General features: G+C 35.8%; 20 protein-coding genes. 12 read left to right on the forward strand and 8 right to left on the reverse strand.

What is annotated here, in order from left to right:
• Positions 1 to 131: 131 nt before the first annotated feature.
• The 3 genes from NEF87_RS10485 to NEF87_RS10495 all read left to right on the forward strand — a co-directional run bounded on the left by NEF87_RS10485 (position 132) and on the right by NEF87_RS10495 (position 2,955).
• Positions 132 to 1,247, forward strand: coding sequence for a hypothetical protein (locus tag NEF87_RS10485; RefSeq protein ID WP_457919757.1), 1,116 nt, complete (start codon positions 132 to 134; stop codon positions 1,245 to 1,247).
• Between the two features lie 371 nt (positions 1,248 to 1,618).
• Positions 1,619 to 2,065, forward strand: a complete 447-nt coding sequence (locus NEF87_RS10490; RefSeq protein WP_457919758.1) for a MaoC family dehydratase — start codon at positions 1,619 to 1,621, stop codon at positions 2,063 to 2,065.
• Positions 2,066 to 2,130: 65 nt separating this feature from the next.
• Positions 2,131 to 2,955 carry a PHP-associated domain-containing protein gene (locus NEF87_RS10495; RefSeq protein ID WP_457919759.1) on the forward strand — a complete coding sequence of 275 codons (825 nt, stop codon included), beginning with the start codon at positions 2,131 to 2,133 and terminating at the stop codon, positions 2,953 to 2,955.
• Positions 2,956 to 3,001: 46 nt separating this feature from the next.
• Here NEF87_RS10495 and aroC read toward each other — a convergent pair whose 3' ends face one another.
• Genes aroC through NEF87_RS10530 form a run of 7 tightly spaced genes read right to left on the reverse strand, consistent with a single transcriptional unit; the run spans position 3,002 to position 10,164 of the window.
• The gene (gene aroC / locus NEF87_RS10500) at positions 3,002 to 4,093 is read right to left on the reverse strand and encodes a chorismate synthase (RefSeq protein WP_457919760.1); all 1,092 of its coding nucleotides are present in this window, start codon (positions 4,091 to 4,093) and stop codon (positions 3,002 to 3,004) included.
• On the reverse strand, positions 4,086 to 4,802 hold the full coding sequence (locus tag NEF87_RS10505) for a type I 3-dehydroquinate dehydratase (protein WP_457919761.1): 717 nt from the start codon (positions 4,800 to 4,802) through the stop codon (positions 4,086 to 4,088). The genes aroC and NEF87_RS10505 overlap by 8 nt, the downstream gene beginning before the upstream one ends.
• Positions 4,774 to 5,886, reverse strand: a complete 1,113-nt coding sequence (gene aroB, locus NEF87_RS10510) for a 3-dehydroquinate synthase (RefSeq protein ID WP_457919762.1) — start codon at positions 5,884 to 5,886, stop codon at positions 4,774 to 4,776. The genes NEF87_RS10505 and aroB overlap by 29 nt, the downstream gene beginning before the upstream one ends.
• A gap of 11 nt (positions 5,887 to 5,897) precedes the next feature.
• Positions 5,898 to 7,208: a 3-phosphoshikimate 1-carboxyvinyltransferase gene (gene aroA / locus NEF87_RS10515; RefSeq protein WP_457919763.1), complete on the reverse strand. Its 1,311-nt coding sequence runs from the start codon at positions 7,206 to 7,208 to the stop codon at positions 5,898 to 5,900.
• A 40-nt stretch (positions 7,209 to 7,248) separates the two neighbouring features.
• Positions 7,249 to 8,115, reverse strand: a complete 867-nt coding sequence (pheA, locus tag NEF87_RS10520) for a prephenate dehydratase (RefSeq protein ID WP_457919764.1) — start codon at positions 8,113 to 8,115, stop codon at positions 7,249 to 7,251.
• A complete protein-coding gene (locus NEF87_RS10525; RefSeq protein ID WP_457919765.1) occupies positions 8,105 to 8,995 on the reverse strand; it encodes a prephenate dehydrogenase/arogenate dehydrogenase family protein in 891 nt (296 codons plus the stop codon). Before NEF87_RS10525 ends, pheA begins: the two co-directional genes overlap by 11 nt.
• An 11-nt stretch (positions 8,996 to 9,006) precedes the next feature.
• Positions 9,007 to 10,164, reverse strand: coding sequence for a bifunctional 3-deoxy-7-phosphoheptulonate synthase/chorismate mutase (locus NEF87_RS10530; protein WP_457920124.1), 1,158 nt, complete (start codon positions 10,162 to 10,164; stop codon positions 9,007 to 9,009).
• Positions 10,165 to 10,646: 482 nt separating this feature from the next.
• On the opposite strand from NEF87_RS10530, the gene NEF87_RS10535 reads away from it, so the two are divergent.
• The 9 genes from NEF87_RS10535 (at position 10,647) to NEF87_RS10575 (ending at position 20,067) form a co-directional block, all read left to right on the forward strand.
• Positions 10,647 to 11,924 (forward strand): serine hydroxymethyltransferase, encoded by a 1,278-nt coding sequence (locus NEF87_RS10535; protein ID WP_457919766.1) that lies wholly within the window; start codon positions 10,647 to 10,649, stop codon positions 11,922 to 11,924.
• 211 nt (positions 11,925 to 12,135) lie between these two features.
• Positions 12,136 to 13,728, forward strand: a complete 1,593-nt coding sequence (locus NEF87_RS10540; RefSeq protein WP_457919767.1) for an SBBP repeat-containing protein — start codon at positions 12,136 to 12,138, stop codon at positions 13,726 to 13,728.
• 61 nt (positions 13,729 to 13,789) lie between these two features.
• A complete protein-coding gene (locus NEF87_RS10545; RefSeq protein ID WP_457919768.1) occupies positions 13,790 to 14,041 on the forward strand; it encodes a hypothetical protein in 252 nt (83 codons plus the stop codon).
• Between the two features lie 78 nt (positions 14,042 to 14,119).
• Complete coding sequence (locus NEF87_RS10550; RefSeq protein WP_457919769.1) at positions 14,120 to 14,563, forward strand: hypothetical protein; 444 nt, start codon at positions 14,120 to 14,122, stop codon at positions 14,561 to 14,563.
• Positions 14,564 to 14,700: 137 nt separating this feature from the next.
• Positions 14,701 to 15,219 (forward strand): Ada metal-binding domain-containing protein, encoded by a 519-nt coding sequence (locus NEF87_RS10555; RefSeq protein WP_457919770.1) that lies wholly within the window; start codon positions 14,701 to 14,703, stop codon positions 15,217 to 15,219.
• 1 nt (position 15,220) lies between these two features.
• A complete protein-coding gene (locus NEF87_RS10560) occupies positions 15,221 to 15,760 on the forward strand; it encodes a methylated-DNA--[protein]-cysteine S-methyltransferase (protein ID WP_457919771.1) in 540 nt (179 codons plus the stop codon).
• 131 nt (positions 15,761 to 15,891) lie between these two features.
• Entirely contained in the window at positions 15,892 to 16,635 is a 744-nt protein-coding gene (locus tag NEF87_RS10565; RefSeq protein ID WP_457919772.1) for an ABC transporter ATP-binding protein, read from the forward strand.
• Positions 16,636 to 16,640: 5 nt separating this feature from the next.
• A complete protein-coding gene (locus NEF87_RS10570) occupies positions 16,641 to 19,109 on the forward strand; it encodes an ABC transporter permease (RefSeq protein ID WP_457919773.1) in 2,469 nt (822 codons plus the stop codon).
• A 295-nt stretch (positions 19,110 to 19,404) separates the two neighbouring features.
• The gene (locus NEF87_RS10575; RefSeq protein WP_457919774.1) at positions 19,405 to 20,067 is read left to right on the forward strand and encodes a hypothetical protein; all 663 of its coding nucleotides are present in this window, start codon (positions 19,405 to 19,407) and stop codon (positions 20,065 to 20,067) included.
• Positions 20,068 to 20,220: 153 nt separating this feature from the next.
• Here NEF87_RS10575 and NEF87_RS10580 read toward each other — a convergent pair whose 3' ends face one another.
• Positions 20,221 to 21,240, reverse strand: a complete 1,020-nt coding sequence (locus NEF87_RS10580) for a 2TM domain-containing protein (RefSeq protein ID WP_457919775.1) — start codon at positions 21,238 to 21,240, stop codon at positions 20,221 to 20,223.
• Between the last annotated feature and the right edge of the window lie 48 nt (positions 21,241 to 21,288).

Consider the following 21,288-nt stretch of genomic DNA (forward strand, 5'->3'; position numbering starts at 1 on the left):
TTGACATTTATTGGAAGGATTCTAAAAAAAAAGAAATAAATAGATTGGTAAGACCCTTGTTGCAATCTGGGAGTAGAATCTATTTAAATTAGGGAAGAAGATTTATTAGTTTAAAAACTCCTAATAAAACCATGCCAAGAGGATCAAGAGGCGGAGGATCACGGGGAGGAGGGGGACATTCCCGAAGGAGATCTTCATACCACCGATATAGACGCCGGGGATATTATCACCATCGAAGAAGTAGCCCAATATGTAACTGTTGTTTCTTTATTGTATTTTTTGGAATGTTTGCGACAATCGGAGGATTTATTTTAATTTCACCCCGAACAAACATCACTGAAATCACTTTATCTCCTTTTGAAACCTATATGGTAGAATCAAAATTAACAGCAAATTATGTTGATGTTATTGCTAATAGTGGTATCAGGACCTATTTTTTTAATGAAGAACCTGCAAAATCAGAAAATATTGAATATTCGGAACAAGATTCCTTTAATATTCCGGGAGGGTATTATGAATATGTATCTTACTTTATGAAGACGGGTACTACATTTACTCTTAATTTTTCCAGTTCATCAGGGGAACGGATCGATTTTTATCTCCTTAAAGGGGAAAATCAATATAACAATTTCATCGATTCCGAAAACTCCTTTTCCTCAGAAGAAGATTTTTACGTTGCTGCTTATACAGATTTTCAATACACTTGTTCAAAAAGTGATCGATATTATCTCGTTTGGGAAAATTATGATGATGCTACGGTTGTTAATTACTCCATAGACATAAATTTTACAGAATATGATGTGTCAGCAGCCCTTAACACATACACTGGGGCTTATAGACTCGAATCTGTCACCTATCCTATTATGATTTTTAAAAATATGCTCAATGATACAGATCTTTATCTAAAAGTGGAAGTAGAATTACCTCCGATCATTCAAAATCCTATCCCCGTGTTTGGTGGAGTTTTAGCAATTATAGTTATTTGTGGTGTATTAATTGCAAAATCGCTTAAGAAATCGAAGAATAGCATAACACCAGCTTCGAAAATTTCAGAAGGATCCTTTGATCCCTCCCTATATGGCAACACTGGGAGTACACCGAAGTCAGGATCTCATGACACAAAAGAAATTAAATTGTCGAGCACTTGCGGGTCATGTAGTGCAATTTTAGATGAAGATTCCCAAAAATCGCTTTTGATGGATGGGTTTGTCTTTTGCAAATATTGTGGCTCTAAAATTACACGATAAGTTTTACTTTTCATTTTTTTTATTCCTTTGGTTTATCCGTTCATTAGATTTAGGACTATTGTTGCAATCGTGAAAATCAGTTTAAAATGAAATTAATTCCTTAGTACAAGCAGAGAAAAAATGAAATTCATGGAGTCTCGCAAGAAATGCACGATCGTTTTCGAATTCAATTAAATTTAATTTCATGGCTTTTAATGATCATCTCACTTAATCCAAATTCATTAGAACTCCCCTTGATAATACTATGGATAATAATCTTTCTTATTACGGTGATCTTAATTTTAATGCTGATGATTTTCATAAATAATTTCAAAAAAAAAAACCTCCTGTGAACTGAAAAGATTTTTTTTTGCTCAAAGTGAATTCATTGTATGGGAGAAATCAAATTAGCATCTTTTGATGATTTCAAAATTGGTGATTCGAAATCAATAACTAAATCGACTAGTGACGAAACAGTTAAAATTTTTGCAGAATTAACCGGTGATTTTAATCCCCTTCATGTAAATGAAGAATTTGCTCAAAAAAGCATGTTTAAACGGCGTTTAGTCCACGGTGCATTCAGTTCTGGATTGATCTCTACCGTGATAGGAATGAAGTTACCTGGTCCTGGAGCACTCTATTTGGATCAGTTTTGCAAGTTCAAAAAACCGGTCTTCATAGGAGATATTTTGACTGCCACAGCAACAGTTGTGGATAAAATAGTCAAAGAAAAGGAAGGCAAACCTCCAATGAAATTGCTTATTCTTGAAACAATAGTCACTAATCAAGAAAATGTAGTGGTGACTGAAGGAAAGGCAACGATTTTAGTCATGAATTAAGATATTTTCTTTAACTGAATACACTCGTTTTTTTATTTTTAGATATGAAACAAGAAGGTCCAAGAATGGTTAAAGAAATTTATAAAATCGAAGATTTCGGAGCAATTTTTGATGCTCATGTGCATACATATTTTGATTTTCACGATGGAATGATTAGTCCTCGAGATTTAGTTCGTTACTCGCGAAAGTGGCGATTTAATTGGATTAATGCCATGGCCCATGATACGATTCGCGGAGTTCCTCGAATAAAAAAAATTGCGAAAGAATACCACATGCCAGTTATTCCATCCATGGAAGTTTCCACAGGGTTTAACCATCTTTTAGCCTTTGGTGTCCAAGAATGGCACCTCGCCAAAGATTCATGGAGTCCAGAGGAAATAATTGATCTTCTAAGAACTCAGGATTGTGCCATTTTTGCATCCCACCCGGCGATTAACCCATTTAGAGGATATTGGACTCCAGAAATATTAAATCGATTAGATATTGATGGAATTGAATGGTTAAATGGATCAAACACAGTTTTAAATAAAATTACTCGAAAAAAGTTTGCAAATTATCCCAAAGGAAAGATTGGTGGATCAGACGCCCATCACATAAGCCAAATGGGTTTTGCATATACCCAAGTGGAAATAAATAGTGATGATCCCGATGATTTGGTCAGGGCATTACAAAAAGGAAAATGTCATCCGCGTGGATGGTATGTTCCATTACATCGCATCGGGTGGTGGCAAGTTTACATTAGTCTAAAAAGAGCATTTTTTCCATCACTTCCCATAGAAAACCGTTGGATCTCACCACGATATGAAAAAATGGGACAGATACCTCCGAGACCATTTTCTGCAGTCCGTTGGAGACAAAAGATTTTATCACAAGAAAAATTACATAGTTAAGAAAAAAAAAGTATGGATTGATTTCTATATAGAAAAAGCGAACACTTTAACTATGACTATAAAGGACATCAAGTAAGACTAATCCAACTATTGCTTCCAGTACAACTACGATTCGAGGAACAATGCAAGGATCATGACGACCTATTATCTCAAGAGGAACTTCAGATTGAGTTTCAAGATTTAAAGTATGCTGTATCTTCCCAATAGAAGCGGTAGGTTTCACGGCAACTTGAAAAGTTATTGGAGTACCTATGGATATTCCGCCAATAATACCTCCACAATGATTGGTTTTGGTGGTGATCTTCCCATTTTGCCATACAAAAGGATCATTGTGATCGGAACCACGCATCGAAGCTGCAGCAAAACCCGTTCCAAATTCGATCCCGCGCACACCAGGTATAGACATAATTGCGGCAGCAATATCGGATTCTAAGGAATGAAACCATGGATCCCCTAAACCCGCGGGAAAACCTTCTATCCGCACTGATACAACACCACCAATAGAATCTTTTTCTTTCTGAACAGTCTTAACGAGATTTTCCATTTGGTGAGCAAATTCAGCATCCACCGTTCGAATTAGGTTCGAATCAACATTCTGACGAATACTTGAGACAGTATATTCAGTAGGATCGTGAATATTACCAATCTGCGATGCATACGCTGCGATTTCGATCTGTTGTTGATGCAAAATTTGGCGAGCAATCGCCCCCGCAGCAACTAAGGGTGCAGTCATTCTTCCTGAAAACCGTCCAGACCCCCGTAAATCGATTGTGTCACCATACCGTAAACGAGCAGGATAATCCACATGGGATGGTCTTGGTATTGTTTTAAATTGGGAATAATCCTTTGACTTGGTATCAATGTTTGGAATCGTAATTGTCAAAGGTTCTCCAGTGGTTTTTCCAAGATGAAGCCCAGAAGTAATTTGAAAAAGATCCGCTTCCTTTCGGCCAGTGGTAATATTATTTTGACCTGGACGGCGGCGATTGAGCTCATGCTGTATCCTTTCTTTGTCGATAGACAGTTGTGAAGGAAGACCTCTTATCTCTATCCCGATCTCTGAAGTATGAGATCCACCAAAGAGATTTATTTGCAAAGTTCGGCCAAAAGTATCGTTTGGGATTGTTTTTTTATCCATAAATTTTACGACCATAATCCAATTCGTCAGAAATTAAATGGGAAATTTCAGTTAAAGAGATTTGTCCAACAGCGGTTTCCTTCCCAAGTCCAGAAGACACGTATGTTAAACTATTACAGCGAGTGTAGCCCTTAATTCGACTTGAGACCCCATGTTCTCCCATTCCAAAGATCGTAACTGCAGAATTCTCGCTCAAAATTTCATTTTGAAGGAGATCCAGTTGGAATGATTCTTCTTCATTATCAACAAAGGTGACAATTTTAATGATATCAGGATGCAGGAGAGCCATCTTTTCATACATTGTTCTAATTTTTTTTGGAATCGTATGGTGAAAATCGTGATAGGACAGGATTATCTTGGTATTGCTTGTTTTCTCCCGAAGAATAACATCAAGGTTCGGATAATCCCCCATTTCAATATCAACATAAGCATAATTTAACTCAAAAGCAGATTGATAAAGCTGGAAACGAAGATCATCGGGAATATGAGTGGATGCCCCTTGAGATTGACTACGACATGTGAAAATTAAGGGTTTCTCGATATTTACTCGAAAGGAAGTTAGGACGTCTTTCGTTAAATATTCGGGATCCAGATAGTCCATACGAATTTCAATAACATCAACAGCAGCAATCTCCTCTTTTGGTGGGATTCCGGCGAGGAGCTCTTGAGGATTAGAACCTCTAAGACAGAGAACGGTTTTTGATAACATAGTTTATAGCCTCTTTTATTTGGAGTGTAGTTTGGGTGGTGGATATGATAGGTTTACCAAGTCCTTCTAATAATATCATAACGACTTGATCATCCTGATTTTTTTTATCATTGTGCAAAAAATGGAATAGTTGATCAGCGTCTCCTGTCAAACCCAGATCAGACAAGAAGATCGGCAAGTGATATTGTTGTAATAAGTTTTGAATGCGAAGAAATGCAGCTTCCGATAGAAGTCCACATTTTAAAGCAAGATAATTAGCAGCATTGATACCAATGGCTACAGCATTTCCATGGGGAATAGAGGAATATCCAAGAGTTTCTTCGAGAGCATGCCCGATGGTGTGCCCATAATTCAAAATTTTGCGGAGCCCCGATTCTTTCTCATCTTGTTCAACAATCATCACTTTAAATTGAACGGATTGAATAATCAAGGTGGAAAGTAGTGAGAGATCCATCGCTAAAATACCCGCTACATTATCTTCCAGAAAGGTGATGTATTCTTCTCCAGACAAAAAGGCATGTTTAATAACTTCTGCCATTCCATCAATAAAATAATTCTTCGGAAGGGTGAGCAAAAGAGAAGGATCAATCAAAACTTTGATTGGATTATTAAACACACCCACAGCATTTTTCCCGATAGATGTATCCACACCTAATTTTCCCCCCACAGAACTATCAACCATGGCGAGCAGAGAAGTAGGAATCTGTAGAAAAGATATCCCACGCATGTAAGTTGAAGCTACAAACCCTCCCATATCTCCTGTGACACCACCGCCAAGAGTAATGATCGTTGACTGACGATCAAGGCGAAGAGCGATTTGTTCATGAAGATCTGAAAAAGTTTGTAAATTCTTATTGGCTTCTCCTGCAGGAAAGGATATAAGAGCACATGAGATATTCGCTTTGGTGATGGCCAATTGTAATTTATCTCCCCATAATGGCTTTACATTTGAGTCACAAATAATTAAATATTTTTGTGCGGGAGAAAGTTGTTTAACAATCTGATGAAAGCAATTCTCTTGAATTACTATAGCATAGGGTCGGGATGAAGACTGACAGGTAATTGTAGTTTTATTGTTGTCCATTGTTGTATCTCCTAAGCGTAAAATTGATTTAAGAGTTCGAAGAATTGCGGAAATGATTTGTTCACACATGAAGGATTTTCAATCGAGATTCCGGGAACTTTTAACCCCATGATAGCAAAAGCCATCGCCATCCGATGATCATTGTAAGTCGCCACTTTTCCGCCATGATAGGTTTTTTGTGGAATTATTTTCATGGAATGAGATGTAGTTTCCACTCCGACCCCCAAATGACGTAGTTCCGAAGCAGTCGCTTCAATCCGATCAGTTTCTTTGTGCTTTAAATGAGCAATATTTGATATATAAGATGCTGTTGAAGCAAAACTGGCCACGATACACATGGACTGTACAAGATCAGGGCAATTCCCCATATCAATACTTAATCCAATCAGATTTTTGTTTGGACTTCGGGATAGGTGAATGCCTTCAGAGTTAACAAGTACTTGACAGCCCATTCGATGCAATATTTCTAAGAAGATGATATCACCTTGATGAGAGTGAGAATTCAAACCTTTCAAAGTAATATTTCCTCCAAGAATTGCCACAGCGGCGAAGAAGTAAGAGGCGCTAGAGAAATCCCCTTCGACAACATAATTGGTTGCAGTATATTTTTTTTGATTGGATATTTCAAGAAGTTGAGTCTGGTTATCTTGATTTACTTCAATTCCGAATTGATTCATCATCGAAAGAGTGATATCAATGTACGGGCGCGAATGAATTGCCGAAGTCGGTAGAATCTGAACAGATTGGGATGCGAACGGTGAACTTATCAAGATTGAAGAGAAATATTGCGAACTGATATCCCCCCGTAAATGACATTTACCCCCCGTTAGGCCCGGAAATATTTTCACTGGAGGATAGCCATTAGATTTCAAATACACTATTTTACACCCTAATTCGAGCAAAGCATCAATCATTGCACCAATCGGCCGCTCTTCCATACGTTTATCGCCTGTGATAGTGATAGGACGATTTGCTAAAGTACATAATGTGACAAAGAACCGAAGGGAAGTTCCCGAATTTTCAAAACAGAGAGAATCGTGAACAACTTCGAATTGCCCTCCCGTTCCATGTATCACTAACCCTTCTGAATTTTCCTCAATGTTAACACCCAAAGACGAAAGACCCTTAAGTGTAGCTCGCGTATCACTACAAAGACAAGGATTTTCGATATGCGACACACCGTTAGCTAACGCTGCCATAATAAAAGCGCGGTGAGTGACACTTTTTGATCCAGGAATATGAAGTTCAAGATCTATGGGTTTGAGAAGAGATTCTATTTCAAGGGTTTTTTTCAAAGGTTTTTTTTCCAATATAGCTTCCATTTAATTTTTCCTTCCTTTTTGTTTTTCTTCTTCCAATTTTCTAAACGATTCGATTGTAGGATCCCAGATTCCTAATTTGAGCGGTTTTTTGTAGTTCTATTAAACAATCTTGAAGAATGGGATGAGAAATATCCGCTTGTATATCAAGATAGAATACATAATCACCCAAACGTCTTTTCGAGGGCCGAGATTCAATTTTAGTCAGATTAATCAATTTCGCTGCAAAAATTTGGAGAATTTCATTCAACAATCCGGGTCGATCATCACGGGGATCGATTAATAATGTCGATTTTGATTTAACTCGAGAGTTGAAATGTTGGATCACATATTCTTTAGAACTCACCACGATGAATCGAGTAGAATTCAAGGAAGAATTATGTATGTTTTCGGCCAACATAGGGATTCCATAGAGATCAAGGCAGATCTGAGGAACTATCGCAGCAATTGCAGGCGAATTGGATTCTTGGACTTTTTTGGCAGACTCGGCATTACTCGTTGTATAAATCACATCAACTGCATTCAATTTATTATCTATAAAGAGATCACATTGGGCATAGGCTTGAGGATGAGCATAGATTGTAGTAACTTGAGACAAATCACCATGACCTGTCAAATAATGAGCAATTTCTAGATCTATTTCAGCGATAATTTGCATCCCTTGTCGATTATACTCGATAATACTATCCATACTGGTACCAATGGAACCCGCAGTTGAATTTTCGAGAGGTATTACAGCTAAATCAATTTCATTATCTGCTGCCCGAAAGACTCGAGAAATGGATTTTTCAAAACTTAACTCCTTTGAAATTTCCAATGGTTGTAAATATTCGATAACTTTGAGCGCAGCTTGATGCGAGAACGTCCCTTGAGGCCCCAGGGTTGATATAGTAAAATTTTCAATTGTCATTTAACTTCACCATGTGTTTAATGAGTTGATTGCTTTCCTCCATTGCTTTCTCCTTGAAATTTTCAAAAAAACTCGAAGCAAACTGGAATTTTTCCATAAATCCAGCTAGATCTTTTGTTAGGATAATTTTTGACATTTCTTCGAGCGTCAATTTATGTTCCAAGAGAGTTTTTTGGGTAAAGGGATTATGCATCGGAATCGATCCATATAATCGGCCATTCTGGGCAAAAATTCGCCCAATCATGGCCAGCTCCATTCGATAAATAGGGCTTGTATATTCCAAAGTTTCATGGATATCAAAGCCCATTTTCGCCATAGTTATCCCAATTGAAATACTGTTGTAGTGAATTAAGACTTGGATTAAACTCATCATCTGATCATGGTTTTCTGGAGTGGTGATTTTTAGTTTGACATCCTTTTCCTCAAAATATCCTTGAAAAATTGGGAGCCAATCGTTTCGATCCCGAACAGGAGTCATAACCATGGTTTGTTTGGTGATCGTTCCCACAGAGGGATTGAACATTGGATGAATTCCGATAATATCTGCCGATGATTTCAGAAGGGCACTTGTGGGTTCCATTTTTACGGAAGTCATTTCAATGACAAGTTTTTCTGGAGTTAAATCCGCAGCAATCTCATTGATGACATTTACAGTTTGATCAATAGGTACGGAAATAATCACAATGTCAGATGCAATTACTAAATCACTATTGGTTAAGGAAGTTGAGACATCTGAAATTAAAACGCGAATCTCATCGGAACTGAAGAGAGAGGAAAAGAAAGATCCGATTTGTCCTAAACCTCCAATAATTCCGATAGTATAATTTTTCAAAGTTCTACCTAAGGGTATTATGTTTGGGTGAATTTTTGATTCTTCCATTTCTTTCTACCTTATTCCATTTCTTGAGCTTGCAACAAACGCATCTCTGAAATGATTAAATTGAAGACTTTTCGGATCAACGTTGGATTAACATCATTTACTGCGGCTAACCGCACGTATTTTTCAGTAATTTCCTTTTCTCGATCAGGTTGGTATACGGGAAGCGAATTTTTCTTTTTAAACTCAACTAATGCGGGGACAAGATTCAACCGATTGGCAATCAAATCAATAATATCTTCATCCACATAATTAATTCGCCGTCTCACTTCATCTAAAGTCATCGTGGTTCCAGTTATCACTTTCTTTTCAATTTCGAGAATCGGCTTGATATTTTCGATTAAATCGGCAAACATTTCCGGAGGCAGGGATTGAGCCCCATCGCACATTGCAAGGTCAGGATTATTATGAACTTCAACTAAAATACCGTCTGCGTTAGAAGCAATTGCAGCTTTGCTCACTGGGATGATTAAATCCCGATTACCTGTGGCATGGCTTGGATCAACAATGATTGGTAAATGAGTCCGCATTTTCAATAATGGAATCACTGATAAATCGAGGGTATTCCGGGTTTGGGTGGAAAAGGTTCGAATTCCTCTTTCACACAAGATAATATTTTCATTTCCTTCAACCATTAAGTACTCAGCAGCATTTAACCATTCATCCACAGTTGCTGATAAGCCGCGTTTTAAGATAATGGGGATATCGGATTTTGATGCTTCTTTGAGTAAATCAAAATTTTGCATATTACGGGCTCCAATTTGAATAACATCTACATGATTCGCAGTGACTTTAATATCTCGTGGATCCATCACCTCCGTTATGGTGGGAATATCGAGTTCTTCACCTAAATCTTTAATTAGTTTCAAACCTTCTCGCCCTAATCCTTGAAAAGAATAGGGTGAAGAGCGAGGTTTAAACACTGACCCTCGGATGAGATTAGCTCCTGCTTTTTTGACTAATTTAGCAGTTTGAAAATATTGATCTTGATTTTCGATAGCACAGGGTCCGGCGGCAATTGCAAAAAATTTGCCTCCAATTTTGACGTTACCTACGTCCACTACAGTATCTACTGATTTGAATTCACGACTGAATCGCATAACTTTTGACATTTGAATAATTTCTCCATTAATTTGAATGATATATTTATATATTTTTATATTTTGAGCAATCTATTAACAGATTACTAAAAAAAGGAGGAAATTCTGGACCCGAGACAATTTTGAAATTGTTTTACTCAAAATTATTCGTGTATCAACAATTTAATGGCAATCTAACCGCAAAATTTCCATTTGCCCCTTCATTAGATTGCCATCTATGCATAGAAATAAAAGTAATAAAAGAAATAAAGCCAAGCAGTCATAAAAAGACTTGAAACGAATAAAATAAGAGAGTTTTTAGAAAGTCTTTTGGAGATAAAAGTCCTCACCTGTAAAAAAATGTTCACCTTGCAACTTTTTCAACTCCATGACACTCCTACAACAAATGAAATAAAGATCATTTTTAAATTTATTGTCATAATTCAGTCCTTCTACCAAGTCGAAAATCATGAGAAAGCATATATTTCTGCAGAAATTTTAACAATTTATACACAACACTCAACTTCATGGATTTTTTGTAAATATATATATGAGATAAATTACAATCTTAAATCATGCCAAATCATAGTTTGGAAGAAATCACCACATGTGTCTCGAATCAAGATCGATGGCGCAGTCTCGAAACCCTAAATATGATTGCCTCAGAAAATTCCATGTCTAAAACAGCCATGAATACCGTGCAGTCGGATTTTCATCATCGCTATGCCGAGGGATTAGTAGGACAACGTGCTTATCAAGGACAAAAATTCCAAGATCAAATTGAACAAATCACCATAGATTTAACTAAGGAAGTATTTCGAAGTGATTTTGCAGAAGTTCGGGCACCAACCGCTACGATCGCTAATCTGGCGCTTTTCTTTGCCTTTTGTAAACCCAAAGACGATTATTTTGCAACTACCGTTCCAGATGGAGCGCATATTTCCTATCGGAAATTCGGAGGGGCAGGTTGTCGTAGTCTAACCATTCATAATATTCCCTATAATCCTGATAAATTCAACATTGATGTCAATCAATTTGCCGACCAATTACTCACAACTAAACCAAAATTGATTACTTTGGGAGGAAGCGTCTATCTCTTTCCCCATCCAGTCACCGAAATTGCCAAAATTTGCAAAGAAACAAATACCATTATCCATTATGATGGTTCCCATGTCCTTGGTCTTATAGCAGGAGGTGAATTTCAGCAGCCTCTTCAAGAAGGTGCCGATATATTATTGGGATCTACCCATAAAACATTCCCAGGACCACAAGGTGCAATTATAGTGGGTTCCAATTCTCTACTTCAAAAAAATCCCAAAGCCTTGCAAAAAATTCAAAAACGCATTTTTCCCGGTTTAGTATCGAACCATCATTTGTGGCGATTACCCCCTCTTGCAATCACTTTGTTAGAAATGAAACAATATGGTAAAGAATATGCGCAAAAGACCATTCAAAATGCTCAAGCATTAGGGAAATATTTAGATAATCTTGGGATTAAAGTAATTGCCAAAGAATATGGATATACAAAATCCCACCAAGTAGTTGTGGATGTGAAAGAATATGGAGGAGGAGGGCAGGCAGCGATTAATTTAGAAAATGCCAACATAATCTGTAATAAAAATTTACTCTATCAAGATGATGTGAACACTGCATTAGATAATCCTTCGGGACTTCGTATTGGAACTCAAGAATTAACTCGATGGGGAATGAATGTGAAAGATATGAAATCTGTTGCAGAATTTTATGCTCGAATCATTATTGATAAAGAATCTCCTGACCGCATTAAAGAGGAGATCACTCAATTTCGACAACAACCACAATTTGGTAAAATTCGTTATTCCTTAGATAACTAACAATTTTTTTAATCTCTTCTATTATACAACCTAGATAATTCGTTTAAAAATTATTTTTTTAGAAAAGGTATTTTGTTCAAGAAGTTTAGCACTTAAAACAATCTTATGCATTTTTTCTTCCCTATTTTAATATTTGTTAAAGCTTTCTCCTTTCTAATGAATTATTATCATTGTAAGACAATTTACTAATTCATCAAAAGTAGGGAATCAAATGAAATCTACACAACATGTGAAATATATAATGGTTCTATTTGGAATATTGATCTTAAGCCCCTTAATGATTCAAGCATCATCTGGTGAGGAACTTGAAAATCCAAAAAATTTTACGACTTTCTTTGGAGGAGCAGGAAATGATTTTGGGAGAGCGATTACTACGGATAATAATGGAAATATTATTGTTGTAGGTCATACTACAAGCACTTCGATTTCAGACACAGATCCTTCAATTCAAGACTACAGTGCTGGTGAAGATGTTATTATTGCTAAATTTTCTCCTACCGGAGAATTGATATTCTATACCTATTATGGAGGATCGAATCAAGACAATGCTGATGGAGTTGCGATCGATGGAGATGGAAACATCATTGTTACGGGTTACACGTCTTCTCTTGACTTCCCAACAACTAATGCGCTATTTCCAAACTATACCGGAGGTAAATTTGATTTATTTATATTGAAGTTATCATCGGATGGAGATAAAGTCATTTTTTCCACTTATTTTGGAGGAACCGGTGATGATGGCAATTATGGTCATCATGGGAATGGAGTTATTATAGACTCAAATGGCAATATCGTACTAAGTGCTTCCACGACATCCAGCGATCTCTTAGTGAAAAACCCAATTCAACCAAATCGAACCGGTTTGTCAGACATACTTATTTTAAAGTTGTCCAATGATGGACAAGATATTGTATTTGCCACCTATTTTGGTGGATCAAGGGATGATTTTGCTGGAAATTGTGTGGTTAATTCCCAAGATCAAATATGTTTTACAGGTGTAACCGATTCAACGGATTTTCCCGTTGTCGATGGAATTCAATCGACCTATGGAGGAAAAATCGACGCTTTTCTCACAGTGATCGATTCAGATCAAACGGAGGTGGTATATTCCAGCTATTTTGGAGGAGCTCAAATGGAATATGGAAGTCGAATTGGCATAGATGGAGATAATAATTTAATATTGACGGGATCTAGCGCTTCTTCAGATCTGGAAATTCAAAATGCATACCAAAAAACAAAATCGGAAGGATTAGATGCATATTTAGTCAAAATCTCAATTAAAAACCCAAGTATCACCTTTTCTACATATTTGGGAGGTGATGTTCATGAGTGGGGATTTAATATGGCAGTAGACCAGAAAAATAACATTTATCTCATCGGTCAAACAATGTCAGATAATTTTCCTACGAAATTCGCACAACAAAGAACTTTTGGCGGAGATTGGGACGGATTTCTGGCTAAATTTTCTCCATCGGGAAGATTACTATCTTCATCCTATATTGGTGGAACTCAGAAAGAATTTGGTTTTGATGTAACAATAAATAGGGATGATCAATTAGTATTTGTCTTTTTTGCAGAATCTCCTGAACTTGATGTAAAAAATGCATTTCAGACTGAAAATGGTGGAGGTAGTGATATCTATCTCCTTCAAATTAAATTTTCAATACTTTGGTGGATTTGGATTATCATCGGTGTTTTCTTCATAACCATTGCTTTTATAATCGGTCGCATTATGCAAAAAAAATATAAGTCTAAATCGCAAAAAATTTCTATTCCTTCGGAAGTTGAGATAGAAACCAAGTGATTTTTTTTCATCAAATATTCACCTCATAATTTTTTTAATATATTGCCTTTTTTTTCATATAATGATCCTTACTGTTTTCGATGGTTTAGCAGATAATTGGAAAAATTTCTGGAGTACTCTTGATTATGTTGCTTTCTGGGGCTGGATACTTTTAGTCTTAGGTGTAATCTTCTTATTCTTACTTATCTTCTTCACTGAATTTAAACGTCCCGAACGGGATAGTGTCAAATTTACTTCAATTGTCATCATTATTGCAGCCGCATTAATGGGTATAGGCCTGCATATGGTCCTTACCGCGGGCGGTTTGTGGTAAAAAAAAAACTCTTTTTTTTCGATTAACTACAATTTTAGAATATCAGCATTTTTAAGAGGATCTTTGATTAATGTAAGTATGATTTTACAAGGATCATTTACTTTTTGGACAATCATCTACATCTTGATTGCTACAATATTTTTATGGCTTGCCCTTTGGCTTGCAACCAGAATCATTGTTAGCAAAGATTTTGGCAACCGGAAAAAAATAATGTTGCTATTGACCGCTCTACTCATGGTATTATTAGTTCCAATAGTCACAGGTGCAATAATCACTGTAATTGGACTACCTGGAGAATTAATGGTGATGATAAGAGGATTAATTGATAATGGAGGACACAATTATGTTAGTGGTATGGCTCCTATTATTGCATTCTTAATTTTCTTAATAATATTAAAATTCTTAGTTGGAATGGAATGGCGCCACACCATTTGGGTAGGTTTAATTGGAATATTCTTATTGTATCTTTTCTATTCGTTAGTGCCAGAATTAGATTTCATGGGAGCGATGGGCTATACTTAATAAGTTTTTTTAATAGACAAATCAAACCAACTTCTACACAAACTTTTTTTTTATTTACAGTTAAATGCCCAATTTCTTCCACATCTTTTAAAATTAAAACATAAGATATAAAAAACGTAAATACTTTATTCCGATTGATGAATTACTCTTTTGATTTCATGTATGATATCATCAAAAATCGAAATAAAGACTATGATGGAGTATTTTTTACTTGTGTGAAATCAACAGGAATCTTCTGCCTCCCTTCTTGTAAAGCGAAAACACCTTTTTCCAAGAATGTTGAATTTATTTCAACAGCATTAGAGGCAAAAGAAAAAGGTTATCGCCCATGCAGGCGCTGTCATCCAATGAATGGACCTCATTTTTATCCTAAATGGCTAGAGAAAATTGAAACATACTTAGCGAATAATCTCAATCGAGCAGTTCTGGATTTAGAATTAAGTAATTTGGTTAATTTAGAGATTTCTACAGTCCGACGTCACTTTAAAAACAAACATACCTTATCCCTTAAAGAATTTCACCGAAATTTGCGATTAGAAAAAGCGAGAAAATTGATGCAAGAGGGAAAAACAATGAAAGAAATCCATCCATTAGTTGGATATCAATCTGTAAAGGGATTAAAACTAGCATATACGAAACATCTTGGAATTATGTAGCATGGACAAAACTGAAGTTATCATGAAAGAAGTCGATACCCCTCTGGGTGTCATAGTTTTTGCTTCTTCACCAAAGGGTTTATGTTTATTGGATTTTAAATACCGAAAATCATTTCCTACAATACTCAAAAGAATTGAAAAACTATACGGGACCAATAAAATACAAGGCACCTCTTCCTTTATTGAACAAGCCGAACAACAACTTCAACGTTATTTACTGGGACAACTTCAACAATTTACAGTACCTTTAGATATTCGTGGTAGTATATTTCAATTAAAAGTGTGGCAAGCCCTTCTCCAAATTAAATATGGGAAAACAGTATCCTATTTAGATATTGCCAAGAAAATCAACCAACCAGAAGCAGTTCGAGCCGTTGCGAATGCCAATGGACAAAATGGAATAGCAATAATTATCCCTTGCCACCGTGTAATTGGATCAGATGGATCATTAACAGGATATGGAGGGGGTTTACCAATTAAAAAAAGACTTCTGCAGATAGAATCTGGAAAAAAACAAGGTAAAATAACCAATTTTCTTTGATATAGCCATTTTTTTCGATTACTGATACTTTTTGTTAGTTTATGATAACATTTATTATTTACCGGACATTGTTTCATTGAAGAATCATTATTTTTTTTGTTCATTGTTAAAACAGTAATTTGGCGATTCTAATGAATAACTTGGTTAAAGCAGAAAACCTAGTTCGGAGTTTTGAATTTGGTGAAACCCAAATCCATGCCCTCGATGGTGTAGATTTAAGTATTAACGAAGGAGAGTTTGTAGTAATTCTTGGTCCTTCGGGTGCGGGGAAGACTACACTTTTAAATATGATTGGTGGAATTGATCACCCAACTACAGGAAATATCATAGTAGATAGAATTAACATAAAAGACTTAAATACCAAACAATTGAATGAATATCGGAAAAATCAAGTAGGATGGGTTTTCCAATTCTTTAATATTGTGGATAGCTTACGCGCTTGGGAAAATGTTGGTTTGGCTCTGGAATTTCAGGGAATTAAAAATCGTAAAGAAATCAAAGAAAAGTCCTATAAAATTTTGGCAAAAGTGGGACTAGAAGGAAAAGAGTTACGTTTTCCAAGCCAATTATCAGGCGGAGAACAGCAACGGGTGGCTATTGCTCGTGCTTTAGTAAAAAATCCAAAATTAATCGTCGCAGACGAACCTACGGGTAATCTCGACTTTGTGACAGGGCAAAAAATAGCAGAATTAATGCAAACCTTAAATCGTGATGAAGGAAGCACTTTCATTGTAGTGAGTCATGATACTTCTATTACTCGGTATGCAGATAGAATTTTCCACCTGAAAATGGGTAAAATCGAAAAAATCATCGAAAATCCAAATTCTACAGAAAATGTAACGAATTTACCAGAATTCAAGAAAGTTCAGGAGTGATACATATGAAAATCATGGATATAAAGGTTTTTCGGGAGATTAAACAGCAAAAATTTCGCTCGATCCTTATTGTAAGTATTGTGGCAGTTACCCTCACCATGGTTTTAGGAATGCGTGCAGGATACCCTATGGTAATAGCATCATATGAAGAAAATTTAAGGAATAGTAATGTAGCTGATGGTAGATTTTCACTTACAGCTCCAGTTCTTGAGGAATCAGTTGAAAAAATTCAAAATGATTCCGAATTCCTAACCAACCACAAAATTGCCGATGTGGAAGGGCGATTAATTACCTATACTGAAATTGAATATAATGGGGAAATATTTCCGAGTATTTTGATAGGAGTAGAGTTCCCCAATCAAATAAATCAAGTGAGTTTACAATCAGTCTCTTCTTTAGGAGATACAAATCCAAACTTCTTGGCAAATAGTTCAAATTGCATTATTGATGCGGCATTTGCGGGGAATTTACTAGGACAAGATACTCAAATTGGGGAAAATGTCTCACTTCAATTAGGGGCAATGGAAAAAAATCTAACAATCCAAGCCATTGGGCAGGATCTTGATTTCTGTTATGTGGTAGATCCTATCTCACAAATGTCTTTAATGGGCCAATTGGCAGTAATATGGATTGATTTATCAGAAATGCAGCAGTTTATGTTTAATGGAATGCCCCTTATTAATCAAGTATTATTTACTGTTGAAGATCGGCTCAATGAAGATAAAATTAATATCGCCTCGGATGCTTTACTCCAAAATTTTGCCTCACAAGGAATTGATCTCAGTACACTTCAATATGAGAAGTTTGATGAAACCATTGATCGACAATTTTTCAATGCTGATGCAGGATCAATGGACAAAATGGGAACTTTGTTTGGAATAATTGGGCTAATTATGTGTTGTGTGGCAATCTATAATACGATTTCCCGCTTAGTCCAATCTCAGCGGAAAAATATTGGCTTATTTATGAGTTTAGGTGCAAATCCAAATAACATTGTTTTACATTATGTTAAAATAACTTTTTATTTGGCGGTAATAGGTTCACTCATAGGTATTCCATTAGGGCATCTATTTGCTATAGGAATGACAAAATTACTTGCCCGAGTCTGGCCATTTCAAGTACTGTTATTTCCAATAGTTATTGAAGAATATGTGTTTGGAGCGTTAATTACTTTGGGTGTTTGCATCATATTTTCAGGCCTGAGTGCATTTCCGATAACAAAGATCACACCTCGAGAAGCAATGTCTGCAATCTTCAATCGTATAAAAGCCACCAAAGCCGCTTTCTCGGAACGTCTCTTTTCATGGCTCCCCGGATTTCGATCTATTCACATGAAAGTCCCGATCAGGGAAATTTTTCTCCGTAAACGTAAATCCGCCGTCACAATTTTAGCAATCACAACTTCAATGATCATGTTGATTACCTCAATAGCAATGGTAGGGAACATGTTTGGAGCATTAAATAATAGTTTTGAAGTCTACAATACGGCAAAATACCGTGTTTTATTTGAAAGTCCAGTTCCCGCAACAAACATTAGCAATTTTATGCAGAATCTTCCTGCGGATACTATAGAGCACTATGAAAGCACAATTACGGTGTATTCTAATTTAAATGTTGATGGCAACAATGAAGGCGGATTTATTATCGAATGCTATCAAGCGAATTCAACATTTCGGGACATGAACATCATATCAGGTGAGATCACCGATAAAAAATCACTAAACTCATCAACAATCTTTTTAGGAAATACTATGGCGAAGGACAATGAAATTGTTCTCGGAGATGAAATAAAAATTGGACTTATTGACAATTTTACAGTGAAAGTGGTGGGAATGGTGGGTGAATTTATAGATAATTCTGGCTATTGGACCATTGAATCCTTCAATGCAAATAATAATAGCATTCATTTTGGAGTACCATCCAATTATGTGAACGGTTTATTATTTAATCCTGGAGAAGATGTTGACATTGTAGAATTACGGGAAACTATTGGATCTGAATTCCCAATAGCTCAATGGGTGGATGCTCAACAATCGCAGCAATCTATGATGGCACTAATTCAATCCATGATGAGCCTACTCATCCTCTTTGTGGTGGTTGGGATGGTAATAGGTGTACTCTTTAGTTTCAATACCATGTACATGGGCTTTATCAGTCGAGAAAATGATTTTCTTGCATTTAAAGCGATGGGAACAAATCCCCGTTACTTTTCAAAAATGATATTCTGGGAAAACGCCATATTAAGTGTGTTTAGTCTTATCGTGACCATTCCGGTGGGATATTTTGTTTACTGGCAGTCTATGACCTATATGATGGGGGATAACTATTACATCCCACTTTCTATACCTTGGTACACTTGGCCCGTAGTCTTAGGTTTAAGTTTCATCTCCATTGGATTAGCAACTCGAAAATTAACAAAACGAATTCGCAAAATGGACTTAGCCGAAGAATTACGATCTCGAATGGTTTCTTAACCTATTTTTTATTTTATCTTAGTCTCTCTTCATGAAAATTTTTTGATTAAAGCCAAAAGAAAAGGTAGAGTTGTTTAGCGAGCAAAATGAAATATTATTATACAAAAATGTATCATATCTGATTAGAATATATAAAAAGGAATCATATGATTCATCAGAATTAAAAATATACTAATTGAAAAATATGGATCAGTAAGAATACAGTGGATAATCAATTATTGAGATATAAGCTTAGATAAAAATAGATGCAGAATGAAACTTATTCTGCATATCTAATCCTGTAATGTAAACTACTATGAGTAAAATCCTATGTCATTATCACACAGATCAAGAAGCAGAAATCACTTGCGCAAAATGTAATAAGCCAATTTGTCCAGAGTGCAATCATAGCGGAAATTGTACAATTTGTCATTTGACTACATCTTCTTATGTCAAGACAACAATCGGTTTTATAGGCTCCACACTTTTTTTCTTACCCTTTTTTGGAGGCGCTGCTATGTTAATCGCCGCCATTATAAATTCTGGTTTTTTCTGGTTCCTTATTTTGTTTTCCATAGCTTGGATTGGAGGAGTTGCAGTTGGTTATGTTAGTATTCTCGCTTCATTCTTCAACAGTATTTTATCAATTCGAAAGGAGCGCCAAGCTCGTAAACATTTTGCGAATCAAGTGGGGGTCGATAAAAAGGGAAATCGTATTCATCCCTACTATCGATCTGCTCCTACAAGTGCAATTCCTAGCGAAATATGTTTTGAAAATTTTACAGAAAATCAGCAAAAATGCACCAATCTTACTATTAATTCAACAAGATCTGCGTCAATCGAGCCCCTTAAATCAATTTCACTGATTTTATCCAATGGGCAAGTCTTCTGTTACAAATGTGGAAAAATATTACCAAGTGATGCCCAATATTGTCTTCAATGTGGCGTTCCTTTGAATTATTCCCGGTTACTCAATTAATTTTTCTGGAATAATCTTTTTTTAACAAATTATTGTGTATAGCTGCATATAATTAAAAAAAGATGAGCTCATGTTTTTCAATCATTATCTTTTGACGTTTTTTTTCAATGAGGGCAAATCTATTTGATTTTTTGGTAAAAAATAGAAAAAATTTTAATTAATTTGAAATCCACAAAATTCACAAAATTTGTGACCCCTTTTTGTAGGTTTCCCACATTTAGCACAAAATTTACGTATAACCACATTCTGAACTTGAACACGGATTGGTTGTTGGTATTGATAACCAGGTTGCGATTTTTGTGTGGGTGTTATCACTTTTTGATTATTGTCTTTCATTTTTTTCTCTGATCGCCCTCTAACAATTAAAAGGGAAATCAATGCGATAGGAATCACAGCCCACCAGAACCAATTGAAGCGCCCATCGGAAAATCCATCGACAAAGACTAAATATAATGAAATTGAAGCGGGATACGCTAAAAAGATTTTAATAGACATCTTTTGTCCAAACGCTTTCTTTTTAGAAGCGAAATAGAAGATCGCATGGAAGAAAATATTAACACCCCATGACATAGCAGGCCACAGAAACCATGCATAATCCAATCCATTCAAAATATTGAGAATAAAGAGGAAGGAATTAACTGCGATGTAAATAATAACATGATTAACGAAGACTAATCGATTGAGCACAATTTTACGCGCAATTCGATTGGGTTCTTTTACTTCAGGGTCAATATTTTCCATTTCACGAAGAACCATGTGATTAAATCGGCTATCACTATTACCAAATTGAGGTTTCACAATTTTATTTATTCCATAATGATTAAGCCAAATTAAAGCGAGTGGTATAACTGCAAAAATGAACCATTGAATCTTTCTATCTTCAAACCAATCATTCCAAATCAAATAAGCAGATGTAATAATAGTTATGGAAGCATGAATTGCCAAACTTCTATCATACGTATTGTCAAAAATATTAATTAATATAATAATCGCTGCATGTAAAACAATTGCGATACCCCAAGACATCAGAGGCCACATGTGCCAGCGAACAGAATATCCAGTTAAAAAATTGATAATAAAAAGTAATATATTAACGCTAATATAGACGATAAAATGGATTTTTAAACCCAATAATCGTTTGTCATGTTCTTGATCTTTTTCATTTTCACTCAATTAATTCACCAAAATTTCCTATGATGCTATATTGGATTTAACAAAATA

The organism is Candidatus Lokiarchaeum ossiferum (genome assembly GCA_025839675.1).
Classification (GTDB): Archaea; Asgardarchaeota; Lokiarchaeia; order Sigyniarchaeales; family Promethearchaeaceae; genus Lokiarchaeum; species Lokiarchaeum ossiferum.